Origin of the sequence: Rhizobium sp. RHZ02, assembly GCF_014851575.1 — a bacterium.
In the GTDB taxonomy this organism is placed as follows: Bacteria; Pseudomonadota; Alphaproteobacteria; order Rhizobiales; family Rhizobiaceae; genus Rhizobium; species Rhizobium altiplani.
Window position 1 is genome coordinate 60125 of record NZ_JACUZX010000004.1, and the last position, 24441, is coordinate 84565.

Sequence of the window (24441 nt, forward strand, 5' to 3'; positions counted from 1 at the left end):
ATTCTTTCAGTTATTTGCGCTTGCGCGCCGGCACGGCGGCGATATCGTCACGTCATGGAGCATATTGAGGTTTTTCAGCGGCTCGGCGTCGCCCTTGCTATTGGCCTGCTCGTCGGGGTCGAGCGGGGATGGCAGGAGCGCGACATTCGCGCTGGCGGCAGAGCGGCGGGCATCCGGACGTTCGGCCTTACCGGTTTTCTCGGCGGAATAGCCGGAACGCTTCAAGCGATGACCGGCCCATTTTTGCCTGCGACGATCGCCGTGCTTCTGGGGGCCATTTACATTGCCGGCAAGTGGCAGGAGACGAAGGAAAACGAAGACTACAGCATCACCTCGGTCGTGGCCGCCCTGGTGGTGTTCGGGCTCGGCTTTCTGGCAGCTGTCGGCGACATCGTTACCGCGGCAGCCGGCGGTGTCGCAACGACGGTCATTCTTGCGGCTCGCCATAGCCTGCATGGCTTCCTCAGAGGATTGACGTGGGTGGAGCTCCGCTCGGCGCTGGTGCTGCTTGCAATGACCGTCATCGCCTTGCCGCTGTTGCCTAACAGGGCGTTGGATCCCTGGGGCGCGCTCAACCCCTACTCGCTCTGGCTGCTGACGATCACCATCGCAGCCCTGTCCTTCGCCGGCTATGCCGCCATTCGATTGATGGGCCCGGGCCGTGGCGTTCTGCTGGCAGGTGCCGCGGGCGGGCTTGTCTCGTCCACCGCCTTGACGCTTTCCTTCGCCCGCTATTCGGCGCAGGCGCCGGAGGGCGCACGCCACCTTGCGGCAGGGGCAGGCATTGCCGGCGCCCTCTCCTTCGCCCGCGTTCTCGTCATCGCCAGCGCGCTTTCCTTCACCTTGCTGGCGCCCCTCGCCGCCGCGCTGGTCCCCGCAATCATCGGTTTCCTGGCAGCGGCGCTTTTTTCGGTCTGGCGTTCGGAGACCGCGACAAAGGCGCCGGAGATCGACCTCAAGAACCCCTTCGAGCTCACCACGGTCATTTCCTTTGCTCTGCTGCTCGGCCTGATCAGTCTCGTGTCGAAGATCGCGATCGAATATGTCGGCCCGTCCGCGCTCTTCGTCGTGGCGGCGATCTCCGGCCTCGTCGACGTCGATGCCATCACGCTATCCACCGCGCGCCTCGCCGGCTCGACGATCGACGTGATTAAGGCGGCTGACGTCATTCTGATCGCCGTCGCGGTCAACGCGGTGACAAAGGTGGTGCTTGCCTTCACCGCCGGCCGGCGGGAGTACGCGATGGCGCTCGGGCTGGCTTCGGTCGTGGCGGTCGCGCTCGGAGCCATCGGCTATTTCGCGGCGCGCAGCTTTTTGCCGGCCTGAAGCAATCGGACCGGCGTGACCTTCCACCAGTCGCCGTGACTACGACAACCGGCCGATATCGATCGGGAGCATTCGCTGATAAAGCGCAATCGCAGCCCGTCCCTCGGTATCATCCAGCGAGATCGCATAGCGGACGGCGGCTGCCAGCAGCTGCATGGTCAGCCTGGCAATGGCGACAAGTTCGCCCTTGCTCCGCCCTGGTTCCAGCGTAGCGAGAACCGAAAGCAACGCCTGGGCATGAAACTCCATGTCCTCGGCATCGATCTGTTGCAGTAGCCGATCGGCCTGGGTGGCGACCCAGATATCGCGCATCACCGGCTCTTGCCGGAAAAAGTCGTAATACTGGTCGGCGATGTTACAAAGTGCCTGCCGCAGCGTCGCCGCGTCCCTTACCGCCGCAAGCTCGGCTTCGACGCAGGCTTTGCCCTGCTCGTTGAAGCGTTCGGCCAGTGTGCGGATGATCGAGCTTTTGTCCGGGAAATACTGGTAGAGCGCCCCGAAGGATAGCTCTGCCTTTTCAACGATCTCGCTCATCTTCAGCGCATCGCTGCCATTCATTTCGATGAGCTCGAGCGCCACCGAAAGGATCTTCTCGAAGCGCTCCCGCCCGCGCTTCTGCTGCGGAATCCGGCGCGGTTGGCCGGTTGATTCCGGCTGTCTTCTGCGGCTCACGGAAACCTCTTCGCCCATTCCACTCTCCGTTTTTCCTTGACGATGAAAATAAGAGAGCTTATCTCATTTTACAAATGAGAGACTTTCTCTTGTTTTACCGGAGGAGTATTCTTATGCGGCATTCCATTCTCATCGACGCGCGGGACCCAGTAATTTTTCGACCGCCCCGCCAAGGATTTTCGGCCCCATCTGCGTGATGCTGCCGCCAATGGCCCGTGGAGGATATGAACATGACACTGGTTCTCTGGATCGTTCTGGCGGCTGCTGCGATCGGCAGCGGCCTCGTCGCCGGCATCTTCTTTGCCTTTTCGACCTTCATCATGACGTCGTTCGCCCGCATTCCCGCCGAACAGGGCATAGCGGCCATGAACTCCATCAACGTCACGATCGTGCGCTCGCCCTTCATGCTGCTTTTCGTGCCGACCGCGGTCCTCTGCCTTGTGATCGCTGCCTTCGCATTCTTCAACTGGCGCGAAGGCATCAGCGTCTGGATGCTGGCCGGAGCGGTGCTCTATATCTTTGCATCGTTCCTCTCGACGATCGTCTTCAACGTGCCGATGAACGACGCGCTGGCGAAAGTCGGTGGTGGCGGCGCCGAGGCGACCGCGCTCTGGGCGAGCTATCTCAAGGATTGGGCGTGGTGGAACCATGTGAGGACAATCGCCTCGCTGCTCGCATCCATGGCCTTCGTCCGCGCCTTGATGCTCATCTAAGCGGGAGGGACTGCAGTCCGCGCAAAATTGCCAATGGAAAGCTTTAGCGTTCGACATCCCAATGGAGCGGGAACATCGGATCGAAAACCGTAACGGAGCCAGCGCCGGTTTCGATCTTGGCGGGAAAACTGACGGGTTCGTTACGCTTGACCAGCGTTATTTTCTCTTCATTGACCGGCAGGTCATACCAGGCAGGGCCGTTCAGCGACGCGAAGGCTTCGAGCTTGTCGAGCGCATTCTCCTGCTCGAAGACATGCGCAAGGCAACTCATCGTATTGATCGAAGTATAGATGCCGGCGCAGCCGCAGGCACATTCCTTCAAGGGATCGACATGCGGCGCCGAATCCGTACCGAGGAAGAAGCGCGGATCGCCGCTTGTTGCAGCGGCACGCAGCGCAAGACGATGGTTTTCGCGCTTGGCCACCGGCAGGCAATAGTAATGCGGGCGAATGCCGCCGACGAGGATGGCGTTGCGGTTGATGATCAGGTGGTGGGTGGTGATCGAGCCTGCGAGACCACCCTTCGCGGACTTGATGTAGTCGATGCCGTCCTTCGTGGTGACGTGCTCCATCGTCACCTTGAGTTCGGGCAAGCGCTTGCGGATCGGATCGAGCACCGTCTCGATGAACACCGCTTCACGGTCAAAGATGTCGACCTCAGGCGTCGTCACCTCCCCGTGAACGCAGAGCGGCAGGCCGATCTTGGCCATGCGCTCCAGCACCGGCATCGCCTTTTCGATATCACGCACCCCGCCATGTGAATTGGTCGTGGCACCGGCCGGGTAGAGCTTGACCGCCGTGATCAGCCCACTCGTCTTACCGACCTCGACATCATCGGGATTCGTATGTTCCGTCAGGTAGAGCGTCATCAACGGCTGGAATATGTCGCCCTTCGGCAGCGCCGCCATGATGCGGCCGCGATAAGCTTCGGCATCCGCCGTGGTCACCACCGGCGGCACGAGGTTCGGCATGATGATCGCGCGGGCAAAGTCGCGGCTGGTATCGCCGATCACCCCTTCCAGCATGGCGCCGTCCCGCAGGTGCAGGTGCCAATCATCGGGGCGACGGATGGTAATCGATTGCATGCGCTGGAACTCCGGAGGCTGGCCTATAAGGTTCAGCCCTGCGCATTATCACCCCGAAGCGGGCCATGGCAAACACTTTGCCCGCGACACTCAGGCTGGTGCTGCACCATATTCGTTGGAGCCGGGCGTGCCGGGGGTGAGATACCACACGAGCAGAACGATCCAGCCCACCAGCGGAATGATGCCGACGAGAATCCACCAGCCGGAGCGGCCGATATCATGGAGGCGGCGGACCGCCACGCCGAGACCCGGAAGCAGCACGGCAAGCCCATAGACGGCGCCGAGTATTTCGCGGCCGAAGAGAAGATAGTCGACGGCGCCCAGAATCACCGAGGCGATGACGTTGAAGAGCGCAAACCACCAAAATTCCGAGCGACCGGCGCGGCCGCTGAAAACCGCGTATTTAGAGAAGACTGATGAGACTGCTTCCGTGAAACTCATGCGCTCTTCCTTCATGTCCACACAGGGTGCCAAACCGCAAAAGTTGTATGAAGGTGAGCCCGCAACGATTCCATCAGGCGATGCAAGTCCCGGCATTCAGCCAGACCGCCAGACAGGTCAGGCGATCTCGAGCGTCACATCGGCCCTGCGGCGATTGCCAAGGATCAATCGACCATTAGGCAAATCGTTGCCGTAAACCTTGGCGCTCGCTTCTTCCTCTGTCAGCTTGTAGCCGCGCCAACGCGCCCACAGCCGTTCCTCGAGCACCTCGATCGGCGGGGCGAGCATGACAGAGTAGTCGAAGATACCTTCGAGCTCTGCCCATTTGCCCTGGCTGAAGAGCAGGTAATTGCCCTCGACGATAATGAAGCGATGCTCCGGCGAAACCACACGCGCCGAGGCGATGGCGATTTCCCTGGACCGGTCAAAGACAGGGATCAGCACGTCCTGGTCGGCGGGACGCACGGCCCGGATGATATCGAGAAAGCCCCTGACGTCGAAGGTTTCCGGGATACCCTTGCGCGCCAGAAGACCGCGGTCAATGAGGATGGCATTGTCCATGTGGAAGCCATCCATCGGCAGGACCTCGGCCGTTTCGCCCCTGGCTTTCAGGGCGTCGGCGAGGTTGTCCGCCATGGTGGACTTGCCAGCGCCGGGCGGGCCGGCGATGGCGATCAGGAAGCGCTTGGTGTCACCGGCGCGATCGATGACCTCGCCGGCGATTTCATCAATCGTTGCACTCATGCAGCAACCGGCTCCGTCGGAGCGGCTTTGGCGCCGGTCATGAAGGCCACCGCATCGGACATCGTGTATTCCTTCGGATTGATGACCGTCAGGCGGCGACCGAGCCGGTGGATATGGATACGGTCGGCAACCTCGAAGACATGCGGCATGTTGTGCGAGATCAGCACGATCGGCAGACCGCGCGAGCGCACGTCCAGGATCAGTTCCAAGACCTTGCGGCTTTCCTTGACGCCAAGGGCAGCCGTCGGCTCGTCCATGATGACGACCTTGGAACCGAAGGCTGCAGCACGCGCGACCGCCACACCCTGCCGCTGACCGCCCGAGAGCGTTTCGACGGCCTGGTTGATATTCTGGATGGTCATCAGGCCAAGCTCGGAAAGCTTGGTGCGGGCGCGATTCTCCATCTCAGGGCGATCGAGCATGCGAAACCAACTGCCAAGGATGCCCGGCCGACGAATCTCTCGGCCGAGGAACATATTGTCCGCGATCGAAAGCGCCGGCGATAGAGCGAGGTTCTGGTAGACCGTCTCGATGCCGGCATCGCGCGCCTCCATCGGAGACTTGAAATGCACAGGCTTGCCTTCCAGCGTGATCTCGCCCTCATCGGGGCTGATGGCGCCCGAGATCGCCTTGATGAGCGAGGACTTGCCGGCTCCGTTGTCGCCGATGACTGCCAGGATCTCGCCGGGGTACAGATCGAAATCGGCATGATCGAGTGCGGTAACGCGTCCGTAGCGCTTGACCAGACCGCGTGCCGAGAGGAGAGGTTCGTTCGCCATATTACACCGACACCTTTCTGATCCACTGGTCGATTGCGACCGCGGCGATGATAAGCACGCCGGTGAGCAACACCTTCCATTGCGGATCGGCGCCGAGCATGTTGAGGCCCATAGAGACGACGCCGACAATCATCGCGCCGAAGAGTGTTCCGAGGATTGAGCCGCGGCCGCCGAAGAGCGAGATACCGCCGATCACCGTCGCCGTGATGGCCTGCAGGTTATAATCCGTTACCGCAGACGAGGGAGAAATCGAGCCGTTGCGGCCGATGGAGACCCAGGCTGCGAAGGCGGCGATGATGCCAGAGACGGTGTAGACGGTGAGCAGCACGCTCTTGGTCTGAATACCTGAAAGCTTTGCCGCTTCCGGATCATCGCCGACGGCATAGACGTGGCGGCCCCAGGCGGTGTGATTGAGGATGTACCAGAGCGCAAGGACAAGTAGCACCATGGCAATGACGCCGAGCGTCAGGACTGCACTGCCGAGCCTGAAGCTGATAGCAAAGAAATGCAGCAACGGCGCCTGCGCGTCGACATCGGTGTCGCGGATCGTTTCGTTGGCGGAATAGATGAAGTTCGTGGCCATCACGATGTTCCACGTACCGAGCGTCACGATGAACGGCGGCAGTTTCATGAACGCGACGAGGAAACCGTTCAGGAGACCGCAGAGGCCGCCTACCAGCATGCCGGCCAGCACGGCGATCGGTGTGGGGATGCCATAGGTGATGGCACAATTGCCCATGATGACGGCCGAGATGACCATGATCACACCGATCGAAAGATCGATGCCAGCGGTCAGGATGACCAGCGTCTGCGCGGCCCCCAGGATACCGACGATGGCGATCTGCTGGAGAATGAGCGTCAGCGTGTAGGACGAAAAGAACCGCCCGCCAATCGCGATGCCGAAAATGATGATCGACAGCACCAGCACGATCAGCGGCACAGCGGCCGGTGTCGAGTGCAAGAAATGCTGCGCACGCTTCACAAATGGTACGGCTTGATGCTCGAACGACGCGACATTCTTGTCGCTGCCGTCAAGCACCCGTTCGAAGTCCTGTGCTCCGGTCATTGTTCCTCCTCCGCTTTCGCGCCAAACCGCGCGCGGAAGCCCTGCCCCATATCACACCGGTCTTTGTTTGCCGGTTCCCGAGACAGCAGCCATGGTCGGTCGAAACCGACCGGGGATCAAGCCCCGGCCGGCAGTAAGTTATATCGCGGGATTTAGCCCCAGCACTTGTCGGTGCCGACCTTCGTGTCGATCGACTCGAGGCCTGAGACCGGCTTGTCGGTCACCAGCGAAACGCCGGTGTCGAAGAAGGACTTGCCTTCGGTCGGCTTCGGCTTTTCACCGCTGTCCGCAAACTTCTTGATCGCCTCGATGCCGAGCGAAGCCATCAGCAGCGGATACTGCTGGGAGGTGGCGCCGATGACACCGTCCTTGACGGACTTGACACCCGGGCAACCGCCATCAACCGAAACGATCAGCACGTTCTTTTCCATGCCGACAGCCTTGAGGGCCTGATAGGCGCCGACAGCAGCCGGCTCATTGATCGTGTGGATGACGTTGATGCTCGGATCCTTCTGCAGAAGGTTTTCCATAGCCTTGCGGCCGCCTTCTTCGTTGCCGTTCGTCACGTCGTGGCCAACGATGCGCGCATCGTCCTCGTCGCCGATCTTGTTCGGATCCTTGGTGTCGATGCCAAAGCCCATCATGAAGCCCTGGTCACGCAGAACGTCGACGGTTGGCTGCGACGGCGTCAGATCGAGGAAGCCGACCTTGGCATCCTTTGCCTTGTCGCCAAGCGTTTCCTTGGCCCACTGGCCGATCAGCTTGCCGGCGAGCAGGTTGTCGGTCGCGAACGTTGCGTCGGCAGAATCGGCGGGATCGAGCGGCGTGTCGAGGGCGATCACCAGGAGGCCCGCATCACGTGCCTTCTTGACGGACGGGACAATGCCCTTCGTGTCGGATGCGGTGATCAGGATACCTTTCGCGCCGTCGGCAATGCAGCTTTCGATCGCGGCAACCTGACTTTCACTGTCACCGTCGATCTTGCCGGCGTAGGACTTCAACGTCACGCCGAGTTCTTTTGCCTTTGCTGTCGCGCCTTCCTTCATCTTGACGAAGAAGGGGTTGGTGTCGGTCTTGGTGATGAGGCAGGCGGAAACATCCGCGGCCATTGCCGGCGCCGAGAAGGCGACACCGAGGGCGAGCGCGCCAAGCGCTGCGGAAAGCACTGATTTCTTCATTTAATCCTCCCAGAAATAGCCGACCCACCCCCTGGCGGTGCCGGAATTGACGAGCACGAGAACGCTGCAGTCTCGCCGACGGGCCTCCTCCAAGCCGTTCTGTGCCGTTTGACGAGGGTAATTAAGAGCGAAAGAAATCGCCTTGTCAATAAATAAATCCAATTGAATTATTAATTCGCTATGGCATGCTGAGCAAAAATAGCGCATAGGCCACGAGACGGGAGGAGCGGCCAATGTCGTCTTTAGACGGTCCGGTTCACACACCGGCCCAACCGCCTATATCGAGTCCCGCGGGCGGCGCGAACCAGATCAGGGTCCGCGCCTATAACGAGCGGCTTGTGCTGTCGCTGGTGCGCCTTTACGGCTCCCAGTCGAAGGCGGATATCGCACGCCGCACCGGCCTTTCGGCACAGACGGTGTCGGTCATCATGCGGGCACTGGAGAAGGAAGGGCTGCTCTCTCGCGGCGAGCCGGTGCGCGGGCGCGTCGGTCAACCCTCGATCCCGATGCGCCTCAATGCCGACGCCGTTTACTCGTTCGGCGTGAAGATGGGCCGACGCAGTGCCGACCTGGTGCTGATGGATTTCGTGGGCAATATCCGCCTGCAACTTCACCAAACCTATGCCTATCCGCTGCCCGAGGTTTTCCTGGACTTCATTACGTCAGGCATCCGCGAGCTTGAAAGCCGGCTCGACGAGCAGCAGCGCAGCCGCATTGCCGGCATCGGCATCGCAGCACCCTTCGAGCTTTGGAACTGGGAAGAGGAAGTGGGATCGCCCAAAGGCGCGATGGACGTGTGGCGCGACTTCGATCTCCACGCAGAAATCGCCGCCCGCGTGCCCTACCCCGTTTACCTGCAGAACGATGCGACAAGTGCCTGCGGCGCCGAACTCGTGTTCGGTATCGGGCCGTCCTATCCCGATTTCGTTTATTTCTTCATCGGCTCCTTCATCGGCGGTGGTATCGTTCTCAATTCGGCAATCTTTTCCGGTCGCACGGGCACAGCCGGAGCCATCGGCCCCCTTCCCGTTCGCGGCAAGAACGGCGAAACACTGCAGTTGCTCGAAGTTGCCTCGATCTTCGTGCTGGAGAACATGCTGCGCGAGCGCGGCATTGACCCGCAGCCGCTCTGGTATTCGGCCGACGACTGGATCGACTTCGGTGAGCCTCTTGAGACGTGGATCCAGGACACCGCCAAAGCGCTCGCACAGGCAATCGTCGCCGCGGCCTCGATCATCGACTTCAGTGCGGCCGTCATCGACGGTGGCTTTCCCGGATGGGTACGGGAACGGATTGTGCAAGCGACGATCCATGAAGCAGCGATGCTCGATCTGCAGGGCGTTGTCATGCCGGACATTATCGAAGGCGCGGTCGGCGCTCATGCGCGCGCCATCGGCGGCGCCAGCCTGCCGATCTTCGCGCGCTACCTTACGGACCAGAACGTTCTATTCAAAGAGGTCGAATATGCTGAAGGGACTTAACCCGCTTCTGAGCCCGGACTTGCTTTCGACCTTACGCGCCATGGGGCATGGCGACGAAATCGCCATCGTTGACGGCAACTATCCCGGTGTCGAACATGCAAGGCGGCTGATCCGCCTCGATGGCCACGGTATCGTACCCGTGCTCGATGCCGTTCTCAGCGTCCTGCCGATCGACGACTTCGTTCCGGATGCGATTTTCCGGTCGACCGTGAAGGCCGAGCGCGACAAGCTCGACCCTGTTCATGAAGAGATAATCGATTGCTGCGCCCGCCACGAGCCACACCGGCAGGTCGTGCCGCTTGTCGGGGCTGACTTCTACAATCGCGTTCGGGCCGCTCACGCCGTCATCCAAACAAGCGAACCGCGACTTTACGCCAACGTCATCCTGCGGAAGGGCGTCATCTACCCAGAGCAGGCGGGCGACCACGCTGTTGAAAAGGCAGAGGTCGACCCCTTTACCTATTGAGCGTCAGATTTCCCCTGCCAATGGCCCCCAGACATCAGTTAGGGCAAAGCCACCCGGATGCGGATCGAAGGGATCGAGCGCGACCTGCGAAAGACCAAAGGTAAAGCCACGCCCGGCGATCGTCGGAATGATCGCGGCACGGCCGGCGACTTCGGTTTCCGCCAGCAGACCGACCTCGAACTCCGAACCAATGATCGAGCGCGACTTGAAGATGTCGCCGACCTTTGCCTCGCCACGCGCATGGCGTGCTGCGAGGTTGGCGGAATTGCCCGTGCCGCAGGGCGAGCGGTCGGCGCGCCCCGGCCACATGGTCGTGCAGGTACGAACGGTGCCGTCCGGCTCGAGGTCGCGGAACATGACGTAGGCAACGCCCGAGATCGCTGGAATTTCCGGATGGACAACCTCGATGCTGCGGTTGATCAGCTCCTTCAGCACCATGCCGGCCTGCACGAGCGCCGCGGCATTGCCCTTCTCGATCGTCAGGTTGATCTGTCCGACATCGACCAGCGCGTAGAAGATGCCGCCGTAGCAGATATCGACCTTGATCTTGCCCCAGTGCGGGGTGTCGACGTCCACGTCGAGCTCATGCACGAAGGACGGAACCATGGTGAGCTTGACCTTCTCGCAGCGCCCGTCGCGGCAGGTCGCCGTCGCCTTGACGAGGCCCGCGGCCGTCTCCAGCGTGACGATGGTTTCCGGCTCCTTCATCTCGACGATTCCGGATTCCAGCAATGCAGTGGTGACGCAGATCGAGTTCGAGCCCGAGCTTGCATGCGCCTGGTCAGGCTGCAGGATGATGAAGGCCGCATCGGCAGCCGGATGCTTCGGCGGCAACAGCAGATTGACGGAGCCGATCGGCGCGCCGCGCGGCTCGAGGCAGAGAAAGCGGCGCAGTTCCTGGCCCTTCGGATCGGTGTTCAGCCAGTTCAGCTGTTCGGCGACCGTATTGCCGGGGATCTTCGGCACACCGCCGATCGCGACCTTGCCGATTTCACCTTCCGCGTGGACATCCAGAAGCTGGATCGTGCGCTTCCATCTCATTCGTCAACTCCTCTCAAGCGCGTGATCTCGCCATCACGCGAATATTGTCCGGCAATATTGTCGACACCCTCCGGCAGCAATCCAGCATTTCGCCGATGAGCTTGGTTCAGATCTCGCCTATCCGCAGGCGCGTGAGTGTCGTTGCAGCCAGTCCTGATATATCAGATCGCAGTCGATTGCCTACGGGGAATCTTCGCCGGTGAAAAACTTCCAGGCGACACTGCGGCTGACGGCATTAAGCCAGCGTACCGCAGCTCCGAAAAACTGGGCCGGCACAGCGCTGATGATTTGCAGGAAGGACCGAAAAAGAAAAGAGCCCGGTGCGGGAGGAGGTGCACCGGGCTCTTGATCCTGACTGACAACTGGGAGGAGGAGTGTTGTCAGTCCGATGAAGGAGCGCTGGGAGGAGGAGTGCGCTGCCTTCGAGGTAATAGATAGCCCATTGTTTCGATCAGGAATAGGGAGATTACCGCAATGCAGCATTGCGGTGTCCGCATAGCTCCGCGAATCTTGCAGCCTCTTTTTGCGGCATATTTGATCGACTGATCAATTTTTCTTAAACAACGTCGGCCGTGAGATTGTGCCTGCGGCGGCGAGAGACGGCAATCGGGTAACGCCGTCCCGAAACGATCTCGGGGCACCGCAGATCTCCTGGTTGGCCCGGAGACCCCGCCAGCACAGAAAAACATCACCAAAGGTTGAAGGAAGAAGATGACGGAAAGGCGAGAATTCGCCTCGCCTTTCCCTCGGCCCAACCCCATCAATAGCCGTTATCGCATGGCATGCTGCCATCGCCATTGGTGCCGCCAAATGTGTTCTGACAGTAAGTTTGCCGCTGCATCGGCCGTGCCGGTTGAGTGCCGATCGAGCCGGTCGTACCGCCCTCGACACCGAAGGCTGCCAGCGGATACCAGTAGCCATCCGGACCGCGGCGGGTGCCGGGGCGCTCGGTGCGCGAGCCACGATAGCCGTTCAAGTGACCTGCCCGCTGATTGTACTGCACCATCTCAACGTTCGAGGCACTTGGGAGAGGAACCTGCTGCACAGGTGCCGCCTCGACGGGAGTGATTGATGCCAGTGCGAGGAGAGTTCCGGCCGAGAGAGTGGAAGCGAAGCTGAACATTTTCATGATAAATCCTCCTTCTGGATTTACCTTAGAAAAATGCGTTCTACCGTAGCAAAGTTCCGCCATCACACGCGGGTTCCTGCATTCGTGATCGGCAGCGACTGCGCGTGATGTGTGAGTCCTGATTTTTTACAGCGCGCACTCGATCGTGGCATGGCGGATCAAGCGATCCGGCCTCGGACCTCAGCAGGCCCGCAAACTCATCTATTTGCGATTCGGTATCCCTGGCTCGACAGGCACGCGACATACTGCCGGTGCGCGGCAGCGGTCGCATTCGCTTCCTGTTGGGCCGGATCGATCGGAGCGCCGGCCATTCCGACGCGCAGTTCGTATTGCTTCTTCGCCTCGCGATACATGAAATTGCCATCGGCGGCGCAGATGTGATGCGCGATGCCCGGCGGATTGAGCGGTGGATCGAAAGGCGTGGCCACGGGCACGAGGGTCGGCGCATTGGCGTCGACGCAACCGGCAAGCGCCGCAACGACCACGCACAACGCAAACGCTCGCCCCATACCCCTCAACATATTCCCTCCGGCCATGCGCCACGAACCGCTGCACGCAGCGCCAAGTTCACCATGGCGTCGCAATATTGCGCCAAGCTAGCGCGTCAGCTCTGCAGCAGCCTTCATGCCCGCCCGGTCAATCCGAAGCGGTTGCGGTAGTCTCCGGGCGATAGCCCCGTGATCTTGTGGAACACCTTTCGGAACGCGCCCGGATCCTCGTAGCCGGCCGCACCCGCAATCTGCTCGACCGTGCGGTTGGAAAACTCCAGCATTTCGCGCGCCTTGCCGATCCGCAGATGCTGGCAATACTCAGTCGGGCGAAGGCCGGTCGCCCTGCGGAAACGACGCAGGAACGTACGCTCCTCCAGGCGGGCACGCTCCGACATCGCCGCAAGCGTCACTTGGCGCGCACCACTCGCGTGCAGCCAGTGCTGCACCTTGAGGATCTGCTCGTCGCCATGATTGAGACGCGGCGAGAAATTGCTGTAGTAGCGCTGCTCCCTGCCCGGCGGATCGACGAGAAGATAGCGCGCGGTCTCGAGCATGATCGTCGATCCCAACAATCTGTCGACGAGTTTGAGGCCGAGATCGGTCCAGGCCATCAGGCCGCCCGCGGTAATCACGTCGCCATCGTCGATGATAAGCTTGTCGGCGTCGACCCTCACCTCGGGAAAGCGCTGAGCCAGCGCGTCCGCGCAGACCCAGTGGGTCGTCGCCAAACGGTTCGCCAGAAGGCCCGTTTCAGCAAGAAGGAAGGCGCCGACGCAGACGGAACTCAGCGTCGTTCCCTCGGCATGCCGCGCACGAAGCCATTGCGCCAGCGGAGCGGCTTGCTCTGACGTCATCGGGTCGCCGAAGCTCGGCGGCAGGACGAGCACGGCCGGCGATCCGGGAGTGCCGGGTGCCGTATCGAAGACGCGCTCGACCGCTGCCGAGGTTTCTGCCCCTTGCCAATGGCTGACGCGCAGGGCGGGGCCTCCTGACGGCTGCCGGGCAGTTGCGAACCGATTGGCCAGGTGGAAGAGATCGGTCAGACCGTGGACGGCTGCGAGTTGGGCGTTCGGATAAAGCAGGATGCCGATCTCGGCCGGCGCGTCGGTTTGGCTCATTTGTCAGTTTTCGCCTCGATAATGTCAATTTCGCCAATCCACACCATGCCGATTCAGACATAGTTTGTCCATCAACGGCCGGGGATCGCCCCCGGAAGAACCGAAAGGACACAAGCACATGAGCAAGCGAGCCCTCATCGTCGTCGACATTCAGAACGACTATTTTCCGGACGGCAAATGGCCGTTGAGCGGTGCCGAGGCGGCTGCCGACAATGCGGCGCGGATCATCGCGGCTGCTCGAGATGCAGGCGATCTTGTCGTTCACGTCAGACATGAGTCGGCGAGCGAGAATGCCGCCTTTTTCATGGCCGGCTCAGAGGGCGCCCAGATTCATCCGAAGGTGCTGAACCGACCCGGCGAGTCCGTCATCGTCAAGAACCATATCAACTCGTTCCGTGAAACGGATCTGAAAGCGACACTCGACCGCCATGGTATCGAGGACGTCACGGTCGTCGGCAGCATGAGCCACATGTGCATCGACGCCGTGACGCGGGCCGCCAACGATTTCGGCTATCAGGTGACGGTCATCCATGACGCTTGCGCAACGCGCGACCTCGAATTCAACGGCACGCTCGTCCCTGCCGCGCAAGCGCATGCGGCCTTCATGGCGGCACTCGCCTTCGCCTACGCCTCCGTGCTCTCGACCAACGAGGCACTCGCCATGCGCGGCGAATTGAGAGCCTCTGCTTAGGCAGGCGGCATCGGGCGCGCCTGCGACGCGGGCTGACCACTGAAGAGCCCAGATGACCGCCATCGTCCCGTGGCGGCGACCAACGGACCGACTGGTCCCGTTCGCCGTTGACTTCACAGATGATGAGAGGAGAATGCCTGTTATGCCTCCCCACGCAATATAAGGGGTGCCCACGATGACGATCGCAAGGAAACTTCAGGATTATATCGACGGTGAGGGTATCGCCTATGATACCGTCCCGCATCATCGCACAGCGACAACCAGCCAATCGGCGCAAGCCGCGCATGTTCCGGGCAGCCGGCTGGCGAAATCCGTCGTCGTGCATCACGAGATGGGCTACGTCCTGGCCGTCGTTCCCAGCACGCACCGGATCGAGCTCAGCACGTTGCAAGATGTCATGGACAGGCGCCTCGGCCTCGCCTCGGAAGATGAGGTTTGCTCGCTCTTCGCCGACTGCGACATTGGCGCTGTCCCACCGATCGGATCGGCCTACAACGTACCTGTGATCCTCGACGAAAGCCTCGGCGATGCCAGTGACGTCTATTTCGAGGGCGGCGACCACACGACGCTGGTACATATGAGCGGCCCCAGCTTCCGGAACCTGATGAGGGACGCGCAAATCGCCCGCTTCAGTCACCGGCCGTAAGGTCGGGTTAAAGAACCGTTCGCGATTCGATTGCTCTGGCAAGGCAATGCGCTTGGCGCATGCCAAGAAGGCAACATTTCGCCGTAGGCAGGCTTGCCCGATCAGCGAGCACTGTGGGCGTGACCGATTTTGGAATGTGGCGCCCTTCGATCCGATTCCCTTTGATCTGCAGCGTCTCGACACCCTCCCCATGACAAAATTGCGAGCCACACCAGGACTACTGGCCGGGATCGGATCCGACATCTTGTGAGTACGTTGCCTGTAGCACTCGAGGGACATGAACGCAGCATCGGGCGAGATGAAACTGAGAACTGGCACGTGATTGTTATCGCTGTCGATGTCCAGGCATGCCCGCTTCATCTTACTTTCGGATCTTGCCGAGTGAAGCCGCAAGATCGCGAGCCCCGCAAACCTTGCGAGTTCAGCAGCGCACCCTAGTTTGAAATCGTGCGCGACCTTTGCAGTCGATGTGTATGCCGTTGTTCTAATGTAACTTTTCAAACCACAAAGGGCTTCCATCATGCCGGACGAATCTAAAGAAGGCCTCGATCGCCGCCATTTCCTGGTAGCATCCATCGCGACGGTCGGCGCATCCGCCGCCCTTGCCGTCAACGCTGGCGCTGCAAATGCCCAGCAAGCAGCGGCACCCTCTACCAATCCGTCATCAGGAACAGCCTACACCGGCGACGTCATCGACGGGAAGAAAGTCGTCAGCGCGCTTGACGTCAACGACCTGGAGCCCGGCAAGAAGCATGCCCTCTATTTTCAGGGCGTTGAAATGCCCACCGGACAGCACTGGCATGTCTCTGTGGTGGTCGCCAAGGGAACAAAGCCAGGTAAGCGCGCCATCCTTGTCAGTGGTGTGCATGGCGACGAAATGAGTTCTATCCATACAGTCCAGACGGTGATGAACCAGCTCGATCCGGCGGAAATGTCGGGCACGGTGATGGCGGTCACGGACGTGTCCCGCCCAGCCGTCGAAAGCATGCAGCGCAGATGGCCCAATCAGGGCAGAGGCATTGATCTGATCGACATGAACAGGGAGTGGCCCGGGAATGAGAACGGCGCCACCGCGCCCAGCCGGCACGCCGGGCTCCTGTTCAACCGGCTGCTGCGGCCGAACGCCGACTTCGCGATTGACTTCCACACCGGAACAACCGGATTCGAAGTGACAGCGTTTAATATTGGCGGCATGGATCTGCCCGAGGTCAAGGCAATGCTGGAGCTTTATCCGGTCGGCCAGATCTTCGACAACCATGTCTATCCCGGTGTCCTGCATAACGCGTTCATCGACGTGGGAATTCCGGCCTTTACGCCGGAGATCGGCGCTGCGCGGGTGCTGGACCTCGACATGATCTCTCTGTTCGTGGAAGGCACGATGAATGTCCTCAAGCATTACGGCATCGTCGCCGGGTCGATGGGACGCACAGGCAAGGACGTGAGTGTCTTTGTCGGAAACAGCGCCTTCCCGATTCTTGCCACCGCGGGCGGGATCGTCGAGCATCTGGTCAAGCTGAACGACAAGGTCGAAGCCGGGCAAAAGGTGGCCATACAGCGCAACAGCTTCGGCGAGGTAGTTGCGGAGTATACAAGCGGTGTGGCTGGCGAGATAACGGGTCAACGCAGCGATGCAATGTCCGAGCCCGGCAACCCCTTGGTATTCATCCTTTTCAACAAGCCAACGCCTGAAGGCTCCGAGGTCTATCCCGAATAGTTCACCGTGTAGGCGATCCTTGCTCGTCTTCCCAGGACAAGCATTTGCGACGCTCTTGCGCGCACGCCAAGGGTTTGGCGTGTCCACCTTGCTAGCTGCCACACGACGAGACGCAGAGGCTCTCGTCGAAACAAAGCCGCAGCTTCACGGCATTTTCGTCTTAATGATGGGAATGGCGCACCCGAAGAGATTCGAACTCCTGACCCCCAGATTCGTAGTCTGGTGCTCTATCCAGCTGAGCTACGGGTGCGTGCCGGAAGCGGTCAAACCGCTTGCGTGGGCGGTTCTCTAAAGGGTCCTTTGAGGGATTGCAATAGGCATTCTGAAAAAATCGCGACTTTGGTGGTGCAGAGCTGAAATGCGAAAAATGCATCACTTTTCTTGGAGTGCTCGGCCGCGATAATCGTCCAGGGATACCGGGCGGTCCGGAATTTCGATGCGGAACTGCGTTCCGACCGAGGGTTTTTCCACAAGAGCGATCGTGCCGCCGTGGGCCAGCACCAGTTCGCGGGCGATTACCAGGCCGAGGCCCGTGCCGCCGGAGCGGGCTGAGCCGCGGAAGGCTGCGAAGAGATTCTGTCTGGCTTTCTGCGGCATGCCGGGGCCAGTGTCGTCGACTATGATGCTGACGACGCTGCCGACACGTTGGGCCGAAACCGTGATTCGCTTGATGCCATCCGGTCCCCGCCCCGCGCCAGGCACGCTCAACGCCTGCACGGCGTTGCGGCAGAGATTGTGGATAACCCGGAACAGTTGCTCGCTGTCTGCATCGACCTCAAGGTCGGGCGCCATCTGTTCGACGAATTCAATGTCGCTCTGGGCATCGACAGCGAGCATGTCCTTGACGTCCTGTGTCAGGTCGAAAAGCCGGACGCGGCGCCTGCGCGGAGCGGCCTCGCTTGCCTGGCCATAGGACAGGACCTCGGTCGTATAGCCGACAGCGCGGTCGATCGTGCGCAGCAGCTTTGGCGCGAAGGCCTTCACCATAGGATCGTCGACGTCCACGAGGCGGTCCGACATCAGCTGCGCCGAGGCCAGGATGTTGCGCATGTCGTGATTGATCTTGGAGACGGCAAGCCCCAGGGCAGCAAGGTTCTTCTGCTGCTTCAGCGTCTTCTGCAGCTCCATCTGCATCGAGGTCAGGTGTCGGCCGGCAACCGCAAGCTCATCGCGCCCGCCATCGCCGACAAAGACGTTCTGCGGATTTTCCGGATCGGAGGAGAATTGCTGCATGCTGCCCGTCAGCTTGCGAATCGGCCGGATCAGGATCCGGTTGATCGCGAAGAAAACCAGTGTCGCGGTGAACATCGAAATCAGAATGGACAACAGAAAGACGTTGCGGGAATAGACCAGCATCGCATTGCGGAGGTGCTTGTCCTTCATCAGCACTTCCACGCCGGTATTGGTGTCCTGCACCGGGCCATAGACGCGGATCATGCGATTGCCGCCGAAAATCATCGTATCGAGCGCATCGCGGATCGCGATCATCGGCGGCACGTCGGTCAGATCATACTGTTCGTCAACGGAGGTCGGCATATCCGTCGTCGCAAGCAGACGCGAGGTGCCCTCTTTCCGCAAGACGATCGCCTTGGTGCCGGTCGCCTCCAAAGTTTCCTTCTGTAAGGCGCGCGGCAACTCCACCGGCTGCAGGCCATCGATAACGATCGCGGCCGCGGCCGCGGCGTTCAACCGCTCATCCAGCCAGCGCAGACGCATACTGGCAACCGAGGGGAAGAAGATCAGAACCTCGGCCAGCATGATGCAGACAACCGTCAGCCACAGCAGCTTGCCGGAAAGCCCGCCGAACTTTCCGGACGGGCGGTGCTCCGCCCTGTTGGTCTCGTTCCCTGCAGCACCGCTCTGGGGAAGATTCTCGCCTTGATCGTTGGCTTGCATCGTCTTTCGTCCGCTCGGCGCCAGGCGCCCTTCGCGACTTCTATATTAGCCGATGACGGTCCGCTTTCAAATCTTTGAGAGCAACGCCGCTTGCGACAAAAGGAAACGCCGCCCCGAGGCGGCGTTTCCGATCGGTCGAAAGAGGAAGAGGGCTGATCAGAACTCTTCCCAATTCTGCTCGGCGACGGCGACATTGCCGGCGAATGCGCGTGCGACGGTCCCCATGGCGCGGCGCGCTGGTGAGGCCACCGGACGATGCTCCTGTTGGCGCGCAACGGCGACAGGAGCCGCGGCCGGCACGTTCGAAACCTTGAAGCGCGAGATGAGGCGGACGAGGCCGTCGGCTTCGCCGGAGAGCTTGTGCGTTGCCGCGGAGGTTTCCTCGACCATGGCGGCGTTCTGTTGCGTCACCTGGTCCATCTGGTTGATGGCCGTGTTGACCTCCTTGAGGCCGGTCGACTGCTCCTTCGCGGCAGTCGCGATCGAGTGAATATGGTCGTTGATCGCGTTGACGCGGCTTTCGATCTGGGACAGCGCCTCGCCGGTGGCCTGAACGAGCTTCACGCCGACCTGGACTTCGTCCCCCGACTTGGTGATCAGGCCCTTGATGTCCTTTGCGGCGGTTGCCGAGCGCTGCGCCAGTTCGCGGACCTCCTGGGCGACGACGGCAAAGCCCTTGCCCGCCTCGCCGGCACGCGCGGCTTCGACACCGGCATTGAGGGCGAGCAGGTTCGTCTGGAAGGCGATCTCGTCGATGACGTTGATGATCTGGCTGATTTCGCGCGAGGCCTGCTCGATGCGGCCCATGGCGTCGACGGCATTGCGGACGACAACGCCCGATTTGCCGGCATCGTCCTTGGCCTCGGACACCATGACGCTGGCCTCCTGCGCGCGCTCTGTCGAATTGTTGACCACTGCCGTGATCTCATCGAGGGCTGCCGAGGTTTCCTCGAGAGCCGCTGCCTGCTGCTCGGTGCGCTTTGAGAGGTCGTCGCTTGCGGCGCGCAGCTCGTTGGTGTTTCCGTGGAAGCCTTCTGCCGTTTCGCGGACTTCGCGTATGGTCGTCTGAAGGGTGGCGAAGGTGCTGTTGACGTTCTGCTGCAGTTCGGCGAAGGCGCCGTGGAAGCTGCCGCGCATCGTCTGCGTCAGGTCGCCTTCCGCCAGGCTTGCAATTACGCGGCGTGTTTCGCCGACACCGGCATCGATACTCGAGAGCAGCTGGTTGATGTTGGTGGCGAACTGGTTGAGGTTCTCGTCACCATAGTCCTTGTCGATGCGGCGGCTGAAGTCGCCGGCAGCTGCGGAAGCCACGACCACGGACATGCTGGACTGCAGATCGTCGCTCTTGGCACGCATGGCGGCCTCCTGCGCGTTCATGCGGCGGACGGCGAGACCGTTTTCCTTGAAGACGGCAACGGCCGCAGCCATCTCACCGATTTCATCCTGACGGCCGGCAAACGGCACGTCGGCATCAAAATTGCCGTCAGCCACTTCCTTGATCGCCTGGGTAACCTTGTTGATCGGACGGCTAAGCTGGATCGTGCCGATGTAGAAGCCCATGCCGATGCCAGCCGTGACGCCGACAACACTGATCGCGATCACGAGCCACAAGATTGAGGTGCGCGAGCTTTCGACGAGAGCATTGACAGCGTCCAGCGTCGCCTTGTCGGTGGCCACCACAGCGTCGATTTCGGCCTGGAAGGCTTTGCGGTTGGCGCGGTTGGCATCGTTGTTGCCTTGCTCGCTGGCAGCCTGCGGGCTCACTTCCGTGCCGAGACGCGCTGTTTCGGTGCGGAATGTCCGGAATTCCTTGGCACGTTCAACCAGCTTGGCAAAAGCACCCTTCTGACTTTCGGGAACGAGCGGGGTCCAGGAGGCGATCACATTGTCGATCTGGTCGAGGTTCGCAAGCAGTCCCTTGGCGAAGGTAGCGGCCTCCTTCGTCGTGGGCGCACTGTAAATTCCGCGTGCTTCCATGACCGTCGCCGTCACAAAACGGTTAAGGCGCTCACCGGCGTAGGCGCGATCAGATGCGTCTTCGTAAGCCGACAGATTAGTATCGTATTGATGCACGGCCCAAAGCGCCGTCGCCCCGATCAGCAATGCAACGCCACACATGGCGGAAACAAGCAGATTGATCTTACCTCGAATTTTCAAAGGAAAAGCCCCCCAAAGACTGATGACAAGCCGGGAAAGCATTCCGGCCGATAGCTAAAATTGGCCCAAATAAATTAACGTTAGATTTCGGGTGTTTGGCTGCAGCACTACAAAAAATTACCCGTACTTAATCGCCGCCGCTTCGCTTTTTGCGCGCAGAAGCTTTAGGCGCTGGGCAGGATGCGTGCTGTAGTTGAAACTTGAGAAAAATATTACGCCAGCGCATGGCTCACTGCTTGTCACAATGATTAATGCGCTTCACTAAATCTTGTACTCCGGGCGCAAACTCGGAAATTCCCGGCGATAATTGACTTTGGGGGCCTTCATCCGTATAAGCCGCCGCACGTCCGGTCATATAAGGCTTTCGTTAGCCTCGCCCGTTCGAAAAACAACGCTCCTTGCAATATGCAAATTCAAGAAGGGCCGCACTCCGCGGTGTTTAAATAAATGAAGCGTACCTACCAACCATCCAAGCTTGTCCGCAAGCGCCGCCACGGTTTCCGTGCACGTATGGCCACCAAGGGCGGCCGTAAGGTCATCGTTGCTCGCCGCGCACGCGGTCGCAAGCGTCTTTCGGCCTAAGGCCGAATTGCCCGATAAGAGATGGCGGGCGAATTGACGACCAATAACAAGAAAATGACTGCCGGGCGGCTGAAAAGCCGCCCGCAGTTTCTTGCTGTCCGCCAGGGCGAAAAACGAAAAGGCGGTTTCTTCCTGCTTGAGGTGCTCGACCGGAAGGAGCCGGAGACCGAAGCCCGCGTCGGCTTCACCGTCACCAAGAAACACGGCAACGCGGTCGAACGAAACCGCATGCGGCGGCGCCTGAAAGAGGCGGTGCGACTTCATGCAGGGTTTGCAATGCAGCCCGGACACGACTATGTGGTTGTCGCGCGAAGGGACGTGCTGAAAGCATCCTTCAAAGAATTAGCCGCAGAGCTCAAAACTCGCGTCGAGACCAAGCCGAAACACAAGCGGTCCGGAGACGGCCGCCCCAGGAACGTATGATGCAAAACAACCGCAATTATTTCATTGCGATCGCTCTCTCAGTGCTGATCGTTCTCGGCTGGCAGTTCCTCTATATGAATCCGCGCATCGAGGCTCAGCGCAAGGCGGAGCTTGCCCAAAAGGCACAGCAACACACCGAGCAAGTGCAGACGCCTGCGCCCGGCGGCGCAACGACGGCGCAGCCGAACGGGGCGGCTCCCACCGACCAGGTTCCGGCGGTGGCGTCGATTGCAGATGCTCTTGCGAAGAACCCGCGCATCACGATCGATACTCAGGCACTTTCCGGTTCGATCAACCTTGTCGGCGCCCGTCTGGACGACCTCCGGCTCAAGCGCTACCACGAGACAGTCGACGACAGCAGCCCGATCATCACCCTGCTCAGCCCCTCCGAAACGAAGGACGGGTACTTTGCCGAACTCGGCTATATCGGTGGCGACGCGACCGGCAGCGTGCCGGGTCCCTCGACGGTGTGGACAGCGCCGGCTGACGCAAAGCTGACCGAAAAGACCCCGGTCACGCTTACTTACACCAATGACAAGGGCGTCACCTTCGCGCGCACCATTTCCGTTGACGAGAACTACATGTTCACGGTCACGGACAAGATCACCAATGCCGGTCAGGCTCCGGTCGCGCTTTCCGGCTACGGGCGCATCACGCGCTACAACAAGCCGGCTGTCGCCTCCACCTATGTTCTGCATGAAGGTTTCATCGGTGTTATCGGCGAAGATGGACTTGTCGAAAGCAAGTATACCGCCGTTGAAAAAGAAGCCGTCAATATGGCGAACGCAACCGGCGGCTGGCTCGGGATCACCGACAAATATTGGGCAGCGACGCTCATCCCGCCGCAGCAGACCCCCTTCGACGCCCGCTTCAGCCACTTCACGGACGGACAACCGCGTTTCCAGGCGGACTACAAGCAGAATGCGGTCACCGTCGCGCCCGGACAGTCGACTGAGCTCAAGAACCTGATTTTTGCCGGCGCCAAGGTCGTTCCTGTCATCGACAACTACAAGGATACGTATCAGATCCCTCGCTTCGATCGCCTGATCGACTGGGGCTGGTTCTACTTCCTGACGAAGCCGATGTTCAGGCTGATGGACTTCTTCTTCCATTACTTCGGCAACTTCGGCGTCGCGATCCTGCTGACCACCATCGTCGTCAAGGCGCTGTTCTTCCCGCTCGCCAGCAAGCAGTACGCTTCGATGGCGAACATGAAGCGTGTTCAGCCGAAGATGGAAGAGCTGAAGGCCAAGTTCGGCGACGACCGCATGGGCCTGCAACAGGCGACGATGGCGCTCTACAAGGAAGAGAAGATCAATCCGATCGCCGGTTGCTGGCCGATCGCGCTGCAGATCCCGATCTTCTTCTCGCTCTACAAGGTGATCTACATCACCATCGAGATGCGCCACGCGCCGTTCTTCGGCTGGATCCAGGACCTTTCGGCGCCCGATCCGACCTCGTTCATCAACCTTTTCGGCCTGTTGCCGTTTGCCGCTCCGACCTTCCTGCATCTCGGCGTCTGGCCGCTGATCATGGGTGTGACGATGTTCCTGCAGATGCGCATGAACCCGACCCCGCCGGATCCGACACAGGCGATGATCTTCAACTGGATGCCGCTGGTCTTCACCTTCATGCTGGCAAGCTTCCCGGCTGGCCTGGTCATCTACTGGGCCTGGAACAACACGCTTTCGGTCATCCAGCAGGGCGTGATCATGCGCCGCCATGGCGTGAAGATCGAGCTCTTCGACAATCTGAAGGGGCTCTTCAAACGAAAGCCGGCTCCGACAGAGAAATGACGAAAGCCCCGCTCCGGCGGGGCTTTTCATTTGTACCCCGCCGCGGTGTCCGACGACTGTGCGGTTGACAAAATCGCCTGGAACCTGAATGCCATAGGCACACTGGATTTTGCTGGAAAAGGCCGAATGACCGACAATAAGAACGACAAGCCGCTGTTCGGGCGCCCCTGGACCTTTATCCGCGGTGTTCCCTCCCTGAAATTCCTGCCGCCGGAAGGACCGCTGGAAGTGGCTTTTGCCGGCCGTTCGAACGTTGGCAAGTCTTCTTTGATCAACGCGCTCGTCAGTCACAAGGGGCTGGCGCGCACCTCCAATACGCCCGGCCGGACGCAGGAGCTCAACTACTTCGTGCCGGAAGGCTATTCCGGCGAAAGCGGCGACCTTCCGCCGATGGCTCTGGTCGACATGCCGGGCTACGGCTACGCGCAGGCGCCGAAAGACCAGGTCGACGCCTGGACGAAGCTCGTCTTCGATTACCTGCGCGGCCGCGCGACGTTGAAGCGCGTCTACGTGTTGATCGACAGCCGCCACGGAGTGAAGAAGAACGACGATGAGGTGCTGGATCTACTGGATAAGGCTGCCGTCTCATACCAGATCGTTCTGACCAAGACCGACAAGATCAAACCACCGGCTGTGACCAAGTTGCTCGCGGAGACCGCGGAAAAGATCAAGAAGCGGCCCGCCGCCTATCCGGCCATCATCGCCACGTCCTCGGAAAAGAGCGAGGGTCTCGATGACCTGCGCGAGGCAATCGCGCAAACGGTCGGTATCGCCAACTGGAAATGAAAGAAGACGCCCCGGTGGAAC

Annotated in this window: 24 protein-coding genes and 1 tRNA gene; 11 read left to right on the top strand and 14 right to left on the bottom strand. The window is 60.6% G+C overall.

Going from position 1 to position 24441, the window contains the following annotated elements:
* The first annotated feature begins 54 nt into the window (after nt 1-54).
* A complete protein-coding gene (locus IB244_RS07985) occupies nt 55-1326 on the top strand; it encodes an MgtC/SapB family protein (RefSeq protein ID WP_192240344.1) in 1272 nt (423 codons plus the stop codon).
* 39 nt (nt 1327-1365) lie between these two features.
* On the opposite strand, the gene IB244_RS07990 is transcribed toward IB244_RS07985, so the two are convergent.
* Nucleotides 1366-2016 carry a TetR/AcrR family transcriptional regulator gene (locus IB244_RS07990; RefSeq protein WP_112647209.1) on the bottom strand — a complete coding sequence of 217 codons (651 nt, stop codon included), beginning with the start codon at nt 2014-2016 and terminating at the stop codon, nt 1366-1368.
* 206 nt (nt 2017-2222) lie between these two features.
* On the opposite strand from IB244_RS07990, the gene IB244_RS07995 reads away from it, so the two are divergent.
* Complete coding sequence (locus IB244_RS07995; RefSeq protein ID WP_409564054.1) at nt 2223-2711, top strand: DUF1772 domain-containing protein; 489 nt, start codon at nt 2223-2225, stop codon at nt 2709-2711.
* A gap of 43 nt (nt 2712-2754) precedes the next feature.
* On the opposite strand, the gene pyrC is transcribed toward IB244_RS07995, so the two are convergent.
* From pyrC to IB244_RS08025, 6 genes are all read right to left on the bottom strand, one after another.
* The gene (gene pyrC, locus IB244_RS08000; protein WP_018857686.1) at nt 2755-3795 is read right to left on the bottom strand and encodes a dihydroorotase; all 1041 of its coding nucleotides are present in this window, start codon (nt 3793-3795) and stop codon (nt 2755-2757) included.
* 90 nt (nt 3796-3885) lie between these two features.
* A complete protein-coding gene (locus tag IB244_RS08005) occupies nt 3886-4236 on the bottom strand; it encodes a DUF805 domain-containing protein (RefSeq protein WP_192303862.1) in 351 nt (116 codons plus the stop codon).
* Between the two features lie 117 nt (nt 4237-4353).
* Nucleotides 4354-4980 (bottom strand): nucleoside triphosphate hydrolase, encoded by a 627-nt coding sequence (locus tag IB244_RS08010; RefSeq protein ID WP_192303864.1) that lies wholly within the window; start codon nt 4978-4980, stop codon nt 4354-4356.
* On the bottom strand, nt 4977-5759 hold the full coding sequence (locus tag IB244_RS08015; protein WP_018857689.1) for an ATP-binding cassette domain-containing protein: 783 nt from the start codon (nt 5757-5759) through the stop codon (nt 4977-4979). The genes IB244_RS08010 and IB244_RS08015 overlap by 4 nt, the downstream gene beginning before the upstream one ends.
* Before the next feature lies 1 nt (nt 5760).
* A complete protein-coding gene (locus IB244_RS08020; RefSeq protein WP_018857690.1) occupies nt 5761-6825 on the bottom strand; it encodes an ABC transporter permease in 1065 nt (354 codons plus the stop codon).
* 152 nt (nt 6826-6977) lie between these two features.
* The gene (locus tag IB244_RS08025) at nt 6978-8003 is read right to left on the bottom strand and encodes a sugar ABC transporter substrate-binding protein (protein ID WP_018857691.1); all 1026 of its coding nucleotides are present in this window, start codon (nt 8001-8003) and stop codon (nt 6978-6980) included.
* Nucleotides 8004-8236: 233 nt separating this feature from the next.
* Here IB244_RS08025 and IB244_RS08030 point away from each other — a divergent pair, with 233 nt between their 5' ends.
* Together IB244_RS08030 and IB244_RS08035 are read left to right on the top strand one after the other, a co-directional pair.
* Nucleotides 8237-9484 (top strand): ROK family transcriptional regulator, encoded by a 1248-nt coding sequence (locus IB244_RS08030; protein WP_018857692.1) that lies wholly within the window; start codon nt 8237-8239, stop codon nt 9482-9484.
* Nucleotides 9468-9950, top strand: coding sequence for an RbsD/FucU family protein (locus IB244_RS08035; RefSeq protein WP_062372941.1), 483 nt, complete (start codon nt 9468-9470; stop codon nt 9948-9950). The genes IB244_RS08030 and IB244_RS08035 overlap by 17 nt, the downstream gene beginning before the upstream one ends.
* Before the next feature lie 3 nt (nt 9951-9953).
* Here IB244_RS08035 and IB244_RS08040 read toward each other — a convergent pair whose 3' ends face one another.
* The 4 genes from IB244_RS08040 to IB244_RS08055 form a co-directional block, all read right to left on the bottom strand.
* On the bottom strand, nt 9954-10991 hold the full coding sequence (locus IB244_RS08040) for a 4-hydroxyproline epimerase (protein WP_169679183.1): 1038 nt from the start codon (nt 10989-10991) through the stop codon (nt 9954-9956).
* Between the two features lie 760 nt (nt 10992-11751).
* Nucleotides 11752-12120 carry a hypothetical protein gene (locus tag IB244_RS08045; protein ID WP_018857695.1) on the bottom strand — a complete coding sequence of 123 codons (369 nt, stop codon included), beginning with the start codon at nt 12118-12120 and terminating at the stop codon, nt 11752-11754.
* 197 nt (nt 12121-12317) lie between these two features.
* Nucleotides 12318-12641, bottom strand: coding sequence for a hypothetical protein (locus tag IB244_RS08050; RefSeq protein WP_192240339.1), 324 nt, complete (start codon nt 12639-12641; stop codon nt 12318-12320).
* A 101-nt stretch (nt 12642-12742) separates the two neighbouring features.
* Complete coding sequence (locus IB244_RS08055) at nt 12743-13729, bottom strand: GlxA family transcriptional regulator (RefSeq protein ID WP_192303865.1); 987 nt, start codon at nt 13727-13729, stop codon at nt 12743-12745.
* A 118-nt stretch (nt 13730-13847) separates the two neighbouring features.
* On the opposite strand from IB244_RS08055, the gene IB244_RS08060 reads away from it, so the two are divergent.
* The 3 genes from IB244_RS08060 (at nt 13848) to IB244_RS08070 (ending at nt 16780) form a co-directional block, all read left to right on the top strand.
* Nucleotides 13848-14420 carry a cysteine hydrolase family protein gene (locus IB244_RS08060; protein WP_192240338.1) on the top strand — a complete coding sequence of 191 codons (573 nt, stop codon included), beginning with the start codon at nt 13848-13850 and terminating at the stop codon, nt 14418-14420.
* Between the two features lie 175 nt (nt 14421-14595).
* The gene (locus IB244_RS08065) at nt 14596-15066 is read left to right on the top strand and encodes an aminoacyl-tRNA deacylase (protein ID WP_026371835.1); all 471 of its coding nucleotides are present in this window, start codon (nt 14596-14598) and stop codon (nt 15064-15066) included.
* A gap of 520 nt (nt 15067-15586) precedes the next feature.
* The gene (locus tag IB244_RS08070) at nt 15587-16780 is read left to right on the top strand and encodes a succinylglutamate desuccinylase/aspartoacylase family protein (RefSeq protein WP_169679186.1); all 1194 of its coding nucleotides are present in this window, start codon (nt 15587-15589) and stop codon (nt 16778-16780) included.
* A gap of 173 nt (nt 16781-16953) precedes the next feature.
* Here the strand turns inward: IB244_RS08070 and IB244_RS08075 are convergent.
* The 3 genes from IB244_RS08075 to IB244_RS08085 form a co-directional block, all read right to left on the bottom strand.
* Nucleotides 16954-17030, bottom strand: a tRNA-Arg gene (locus IB244_RS08075).
* Between the two features lie 122 nt (nt 17031-17152).
* Entirely contained in the window at nt 17153-18676 is a 1524-nt protein-coding gene (locus IB244_RS08080; protein ID WP_025658753.1) for an ATP-binding protein, read from the bottom strand.
* 156 nt (nt 18677-18832) lie between these two features.
* Nucleotides 18833-20833 carry a methyl-accepting chemotaxis protein gene (locus tag IB244_RS08085; RefSeq protein WP_192303867.1) on the bottom strand — a complete coding sequence of 667 codons (2001 nt, stop codon included), beginning with the start codon at nt 20831-20833 and terminating at the stop codon, nt 18833-18835.
* A gap of 447 nt (nt 20834-21280) precedes the next feature.
* Between IB244_RS08085 and rpmH the strand changes: the two genes are divergently transcribed.
* From rpmH to yihA, 4 genes are all read left to right on the top strand, one after another.
* Nucleotides 21281-21415, top strand: coding sequence for a 50S ribosomal protein L34 (rpmH, locus tag IB244_RS08090; RefSeq protein ID WP_016552555.1), 135 nt, complete (start codon nt 21281-21283; stop codon nt 21413-21415).
* 21 nt (nt 21416-21436) lie between these two features.
* Nucleotides 21437-21838, top strand: a complete 402-nt coding sequence (rnpA, locus tag IB244_RS08095; protein WP_007802014.1) for a ribonuclease P protein component — start codon at nt 21437-21439, stop codon at nt 21836-21838.
* Nucleotides 21838-23634: a membrane protein insertase YidC gene (yidC, locus tag IB244_RS08100; protein ID WP_112665965.1), complete on the top strand. Its 1797-nt coding sequence runs from the start codon at nt 21838-21840 to the stop codon at nt 23632-23634. Before rnpA ends, yidC begins: the two co-directional genes overlap by 1 nt.
* 126 nt (nt 23635-23760) lie before the next feature.
* On the top strand, nt 23761-24420 hold the full coding sequence (gene yihA / locus IB244_RS08105; protein WP_018857704.1) for a ribosome biogenesis GTP-binding protein YihA/YsxC: 660 nt from the start codon (nt 23761-23763) through the stop codon (nt 24418-24420).
* Nucleotides 24421-24441: the final 21 nt, after the last annotated feature.